Origin of the sequence: Nostoc sp., from assembly GCF_036917275.1 — a bacterium.
Taxonomy (GTDB): Bacteria; Cyanobacteriota; Cyanobacteriia; order Cyanobacteriales; family Nostocaceae; genus Nostoc.
In genome coordinates this window covers 34,159-41,419 of sequence record NZ_JBALDF010000074.1, presented here as the reverse complement: position 1 = coordinate 41,419, position 7,261 = coordinate 34,159, and the positions used below count along the sequence as shown (strand labels likewise).

The window sequence follows — 7,261 nt, the reverse complement described above, 5'->3', positions numbered from 1 at the left end:
CCATCCGGGCTGAAGACGACGCTGAAGACATAATTGCTATGCCCACTCAAAGTGGTAATTTCTTTGCGCGTGTCGAGATTCCACAATTTGATTGTCTTGTCACCACTGGCGGAAGCTAAAGTTTTGCCATCCGGGCTAAAGACGACGCTGAAGACATAATTGCTATGCCCACTCAAAGTGGTAATTTCTTTGCGCGTATCCAGATTCCACAATTTGATTGTGTTGTCAGCACTGGCGGAAGCTAAAGTTTTGCCATCCGGGCTGAAGACGACGCTGAAGACATAATTGCTATGCCCACTCAAAGTGGTAATTTCTTTGCGCGTGTCGAGATTCCACAATTTGATTGTGTTGTCACCACTGGCGGAAGCTAAAGTTTTGCCATCCGGGCTGAAGACGACACTGTAGACCCAATCGCTATGCCCACTCAGAGTGGTAATTTCTTTGCGCGTGTCGAGATTCCACAATTTGATTGTCTTGTCAGCACTGGCGGAAGCTAAAGTTTTGCCATCCGGGCTGAAGACGACACTGTAGACCCAATCGCTATGCCCACTCAGAGTGGTAATTTCTTTGCGCGTGTCGAGATTCCACAATTTGATTGTCTTGTCACCACTGGCGGAAGCTAAAGTTTTGCCATCCGGGCTGAAGACGACGCTGTTGACATAATCGCTATGCCCACTCAGAGTGGTAATTTCTTTGCCCGTGTCGAGATTCCACAATTTGATTGTCTTGTCACGACTGGCGGAAGCTAAAGTTTTGCCATCCGGGCTGAAGACGAGGCTGAAGACCGTATTACTATGCCCACTCAGAGTGGTAATTTCTTTGCGCGTATCCAGATTCCACAATTTGATTGTGTTGTCAGCACTGGCGGAAGCTAAAGTTTTGCCATCCGGGCTGAAGACGACGCTGTAGACATAATCGCTATGCCCACTCAGAGTGGTAATTTCTTTGCGCGTGTCGAGATTCCACAATTTGATTGTGTTGTCAGCACTGGCGGAAGCTAAAGTTTTGCCATCCGGGCTGAAGACGACACTGAAGACATGATTGCTATGCCCTTCGAGACGATTTTGTTCATGAATATTACTACTAGATAGAATTCTCTGTAAACTAAACAAAGGGCTGTATGCTGGATAGTCTGCTAAATATTGTTTATCCTTGACCAGACTTTTTAATCTTCCTGCCGTCTCCATTGCTAATAGCAGAGCATCAAATTCTCTGGAAGCCTGAAACAGCTGCAACGTATTTGTTACGCCTTGTTCCAATCCCGTAGCCGTTAAAGCAACTTCTCTGGCTGCTTTTGCCTTTTTGAGTTCCTCCACAGAAGTTTTACGGGCATTGACTGCCTCTTGCCGTTGTTGATTTGCTTGGTTTGCCTGTACTTTAGCTTGACTAACCTTTGCGTTAGCTGCTGCCACTTTGTTTTGGGCTAGTTTCAGGTTTTGCTGTGCATGATTCACTTCGACATTTGCTGTATTCAGTTTTGAAGTTTCATTACTAAGCTTCCGTTTTACCTGTGCTGCCTGTTCCGATATCTTTTCATTGTCGCGTGATATTCTTTTATTGTCTGCCGATATCTGCTGATTCTTTTGCTTGGTTGCTTCAGTTTCTCTCTTCGCCTGATTTAATTCTGTTTGGGCATTATCTGTTTCTACTCTTGCTGTTCCTGCTTGCCCCAATTGATATTCAGCAAATATTAATGATGCAAATGCCCCCAGCACAGTCAGTCCTAAGACTAAATAACCAATACGAATCCGTTGATTAGCTTTGTGGTTCGCCTCTGCTAATACCTGCTTTGCCTGTTCCTCTGCCTTCAGCCTTTTCTGCACATCGCGCTTTTCCAACTCTTGACTAGCAGCTAAAAACTGATAATCCAAATCACTTAAACTTTTTCCGACTGCCCATTCTTGGGCATCTTGCAAAGTCTTTCCCCGGAACAAGCGCGACTCATCTTGACGGTCAGACTCAACCCAGGCATTCAATGTATCGGAGTAAGGGCGCAAGTTTGCTAAAATCTTGTCGCACCATTCCTGTTTAAATACCTCCTTATATATACGGTTATAAATTCGTAGTTTCCCATCGCGCTTCACCATCAAACCCGTCAGCCGCAGTTCCGTTTGTTCAGGACTATCATCAGTTGCTATCTCTCCCTGCTGCAAAATCTGCTGATACAACCCCAACAATCGCCCAGTCTTCTGTTCCCCACTCCGCAAAATTCTGTCTCGAATTGTCTTCAAATGCTCCGGCTCATCCTGCGTCTCCCAATTTTCAATAATCCCCCTTCTTACCAAATTCTCAACCCACTCCTCTGCTCCTCTGGTTACTGAGCGCAGTCCAAGTATGCCCCTCTGCTCCTCTGCCAGCAACTTACAAACTTTTTGCGTCAAAAATGGCTGTCCGCCCGTCCACTCCAGCACCACCTGCATCAACTTTTGAGAATCACCTACTTCTGCTAATCCCCGCGCCAATGCTTCCGCCTCCGCGAGTTTAAACCCAGTTAAATCAATTGCCTGTCCAATATTAAAAGGTGTGCGCCGTTTATCTTGAATCAAATCTGAAGGCGTAGATACGCCAATTAAAGCAAAGGTGAGGCGATTATATTCAGGATGGTCTGCCCGTCGGTTGTAGCAATCGCGGATAACTGCAAAAAAGTCATCCAAGTTAAATGAAAGACTTAAAATGCTGTCAATTTCATCAATAAAAATAACAATCTTTTTAGTAATTGTTTCTAGTAATATTGTTTCAATAAACTTGCTCAAACGCTGCACTGGTGAAAGCAACCCGTTATCAGTCCACCAAGTATCTAAATTAAAAGTTGGATAAATATTAAAACTTCCCACCAGAGTATCAATCACCCCGGCATACCACTGTTCTGGCGTAATATCTGCCGTCCCAATAGCTGTAATATCAACAGCAGCACAAGCAAATCCCTCAGTTTCCAACTGCTGCATCACCTGCACCCGCAAGCTAGATTTCCCCATCTGCCGGGAATTGAGTACATAACAAAAATCCCCAGCCTTCAAGCTTTCATAGAGGTCATCGTCAGCTTGCCGTCTAACATAAGTTGGTGCATTTTGAGGAAGACTACCACCGACTTGATATTGATACTGGGTCATAAACAATTAATAATTCAGCGCGAGTTAGACAAACCTCTCCCTGCCTTGAACTAAAGTTCAAGTCTGTCCCTCTCCGAATCGGAGAGGGACGGTTTTGCGTAGTAAAACCAGGGAGAGGTCATAATTACAAATTAAAAATTACGAATTAAACCAGCTAGATGTTTTAACACTTTTACAACAGTATGTAGGTCATCTCTACGATTGAGCGACAGTGTATAAGATAATTCATATTTTGGTGTGCCCTGTTTCGTCAACTTAATAAATCTCTAAAAAAAATTGTTCGTCGTCTGCAAGTTATAGACCAAATTCATCAATAAGTTGGGCTAGGGTGATATCTCTTCCTTGAATAACTTGAACCATTGTTAATCCTTTTAGTTATAGCGATTCAAAAAATATTTGCGATAGATTACCCCACCCTAACCCTCCCCTTATAAAGGGGAGGGAACAAGATTTCTTATTTCCCCCCTTTATAAGGGGGGATTAAGGGGGGTAATTTGACTTGTATGTACACGGTAGCCAATACATCGGGGGGATTAAGGGGGGTAATTTGACTTGTATGTACACGGTAGGGGGGGTGATATCTGGATAAGCGGAGGGTTTTGTCTATGTGTCGCATTCTTTTTTCAAATTGGTATTAAATGCTAATTGGAGATAAAAGTTCTATTGCACTCCTAATGTACGAATGGCACTAAGAAAAGCCGAAAGGCTTGTGTAACCTCGTTCCCAGTCTGAAGACTGGGAACGAGTTTCAAGAGGCTTCTGGTCAAGAAAGAGGAGGCGGAGCCTCCCGAAATAGTTTCCCAGCCTGGAGGCTGGGAACGAGACAAAACAAGACTTTGGACTTATCTTAGTGCCATTCCCTAATGTACTTTTTCAATTTTTCGACCCCAAACGATCGCAAAAATATTGACGATACAATTTACACAGTGGCGCTACTTCATTGCCTTGAAACTTAACTAACCCCATACTGCGGAGTTTAAACGCTTCAGTTGTGCCAACATCCACGGGGCGATTTGCCATCATCACTTGTTTAACCGCAGCTAGCAATTCTGCATCCTCTTGCAAATTCAGCCAATGGCGGCGTAAATGGTCACTGTAAGGCCCTTCCTCGGTTGCAACTATTTTTTGCAGATTTTCCAGCGTTATCCTCCCACGGGCAATTTCATAAAGCGCTACCCGCACTAAATAAGGATGACCACCCACCAGTGTCATTAATTCTTCAATTTGTGAGTCAGGCCAATTGAGGCTGTGACGCTGTACCAAGTTTTGTACTTGTATTTGATTTAAGTCTGGCAACTCAATGGGTAAACCCACATTAAAAGGCGACTGATTTATATTGAGTGGGATATAAACTTCCTTAGAATGCACAATCACCAACCGGAGATTTTTCCAAACTGTCTCATTCTTTGACCGCTCGTGCCAAGCTCGTAGCAATCCAAAAAAATCAGCAGCAATTTTGGGATGCTTGAAGACTTCATCGACTTCATCCAAACCCAAAGCTATAGGGCTATTAATCGTGGGTAATAAATACCGTTGAAAGTAATTTGTACATTTATTTTTGCTACCTAAAACACCCTTCCAATATTCATCTAACTTATCGGGTAGATTCAATTGCTCAGTAATGCTGCCACAAAACCACTGCAAAAACTGATCTAAATTGCCGAAAAATTCTGCATCGGCTGACTGGAAATTCACGGGTGCGGTCTGATAGCTATGTTGACTAGCATGATGGAGAACCCGCGACATGAGGGAAGTTTTACCCATCTGCCGGGGGGCTTTGATGCGAATTAAGGCCCCTGGTTGAAGAATTGCTTCATAACAGTCTACCTCAATAGGCGATCGCTCGACATAGAAGAAAGAGTTTAGAGATACCTGCCCTTCTGGATTTTCTAAGGAGATTGCTGTTTTTATCTCGATATCTGGAATCGTTTCCTTAGCAGAAATAGCACCTTTAGAATTGTTCCGACTTTTCAGCACTGGAGTGGAAGACTCTGGAATACTTTCTAAGTCAATGGCGCTACAGCCAAACTCGTAAGCATCCTCATAAGACCTATCAGCGCCTAGTGCATCATAAAAGCCTACCGCAAAGTTAATTGCGGCGCGATCGCCAATTGCCTGATTCATCCCAACTACACAGTTAATGTGTTGGTAAATAGCCTCAGCTTGCACCTCGCTATAACAGGCATTTAATAATATACACTCAACTTTGTCTTTAAATAACTTAAATAACCTTGCCAGTGACTCCGTACTCACTAGCTGCATTTGTCCTGTATTATTTTCCAAGACTAAACCTTGATTTCCAGCACCATGCCCGGAAAAATGGATAATATGAGGATCGTTATCTAAAAGCGCCCGCCGCAAATCGTCAGGACGCACAGCCCATTTAGTAATAAGTTCAAACTTATCTCGGCTGCGAGAGCGTTGCAACCCTTCCTGAATTTCCCTTACTTCCTCGTCCAAGCGGAGTTTATCTGTCGTTGTGGGATTAGCTGACACAATCAGGATTTTTTTCACAGCACTATCAACTATTGAATGCAGGCTTCTGGCTTAGATGTAGTTTACTACAGCAGATAACTAGACAATTACTGATAGCGCATTACCGTTAACGACTCTTTTATCCTCGTGAATGAGTCTTTGAACTCCGTCAACGAGTCTTTGATACTCGTGAACGAGTCTTTGATACTCATTAACGAGTCTTTTAGCTCCATTAATGAGTCTTTGATACTCATTAATGAGTCTTTGATACTCATTAATGAGTCTTTGATACTCATTAACGAGTCTTTGATACTCATTAATGAGTCTTTTAGCTCCGTTAATGAGTCTTTGATACTCATTAATGAGTCTTTTAGCTCCGTTAATGAGTCTTTGATACTCATTAATGAGTCTTTTAGCTCCGTTAACGAGTCTTTGATACTCATGAAAATGACAGCAATTTTCACAAGCGTGGAATACACATAATTGTAGGGGCACAATATATTGTGCCCCTAAACGTGTAGTCTATTCAATTGAAAACTACTGTAATCCTTAGCCAGATGCAACCTAACTAATCTTAATGTCCATTATTTTCTTGGCAACTTGCGTTTAAATAAAAACTTTGACATTCCCTAGCTTCCACTAATTCTTTAACCGGATCACTAAACTGACAACTCATCAAAGTTGCCTCCAGTGCAGCCAGTGTAACAACAGTGGCTAGTCCCAGCACTGTAGCTCGTTTTCTAGGTTTGATTATACTGACTAAAGTCTCTATCGCAGTGGCAGTACCAACAACTTTAATGGGCTTGAGTATTTTTAAAGCAACAGCCGCATTAGCATAGCGACGTTTCTGGTTTGGTTCCACCATTTTCATCAACCATGACTGAAAACGCGGACTGATTTGAGGAACTAATTTCTGGAAATTGAAGCGATAGTTATCATCAATTAATTTCCCAATCTCAACAGAACGGGTATTAGTAAGTAAGCAAATTAGTGTTGCTCCTAAACTATATAAATCTGATGCCTCAGTCAGGGAATGACCAAACTGTTCCTCTGGTGGCATAAAACCTGGGGTTCCTGCTACAAAGCTACTAAGAGCTACTTTTGCACCTTGTATCCTAGCTAAACCAAAATCAACCAGGTAAGCATTTAGTTGTTCATCAACCAAAATATTCTCTGGCTTAATATCCCGATGGATAATTGACGGAACTTGCTTTTGCAAATAAACCAAAATTTCTAAGATTGACAGAGCAATTTGCTTAATTTCTTCAGGATGAAAACTGCGTCTTAATCCCAAGGATGGGGCATTTTTGTATTCTTGCACCAGATAAAAAACCCCTGGCATTTCAAAGCAATCTATATAGTGAGGGATGCGGGAATGATTCAGTTGTTGCAAGATTTCAATTTCGCGCTGATATGCTTTCACTCCTGACAAATCAGCATTTGCACTAGCAAAACAAAACTCTTTAATCACCACTTGTTGATTAGAGTTGAGGACATTAGCTAGATAAGTAATGCGTCCCCCTTCTCTATTGCGTCCTAGTTCGGTGATAACTTGATAGCCAAGTTCGGAAAAATCTGGATGGTGATTTAAGGGAATCATCCCTTTATATCCATTGTGCATATCAAGCTCCATTGGCAATCACATGGGTTTCATTTTGTCAAGGTGCAATAAAAAA

Annotated in this window: 4 protein-coding genes; 1 reads left to right on the top strand and 3 read right to left on the bottom strand. The window is 42.5% G+C overall.

Annotated elements, in window-relative coordinates:
* Positions 1 to 3,110: AAA-like domain-containing protein (locus tag V7K35_RS29055; protein ID WP_335083892.1), on the bottom strand; the 3,110-nt coding region annotated here is incomplete at its 3' end.
* An 873-nt stretch (positions 3,111 to 3,983) separates the two neighbouring features.
* Positions 3,984 to 5,624, bottom strand: a complete 1,641-nt coding sequence (locus V7K35_RS29050; protein ID WP_335083891.1) for an AAA-like domain-containing protein — start codon at positions 5,622 to 5,624, stop codon at positions 3,984 to 3,986.
* Between the two features lie 108 nt (positions 5,625 to 5,732).
* Here V7K35_RS29050 and V7K35_RS29045 point away from each other — a divergent pair, with 108 nt between their 5' ends.
* Positions 5,733 to 6,068 carry a hypothetical protein gene (locus V7K35_RS29045; protein WP_335083889.1) on the top strand — a complete coding sequence of 112 codons (336 nt, stop codon included), beginning with the start codon at positions 5,733 to 5,735 and terminating at the stop codon, positions 6,066 to 6,068.
* Between the two features lie 91 nt (positions 6,069 to 6,159).
* On the opposite strand, the gene V7K35_RS29040 is transcribed toward V7K35_RS29045, so the two are convergent.
* Complete coding sequence (locus tag V7K35_RS29040) at positions 6,160 to 7,218, bottom strand: serine/threonine protein kinase (protein WP_335083887.1); 1,059 nt, start codon at positions 7,216 to 7,218, stop codon at positions 6,160 to 6,162.
* Positions 7,219 to 7,261: the final 43 nt, after the last annotated feature.

Bases quoted from the DNA above. Each gene is read 5' to 3' on its own strand.
- V7K35_RS29040 (WP_335083887.1), bottom strand. From the start codon at position 7,218: ATGGAGCTTGATATGCACAATGGATATAAAGGGATGATTCCCTTAAAT.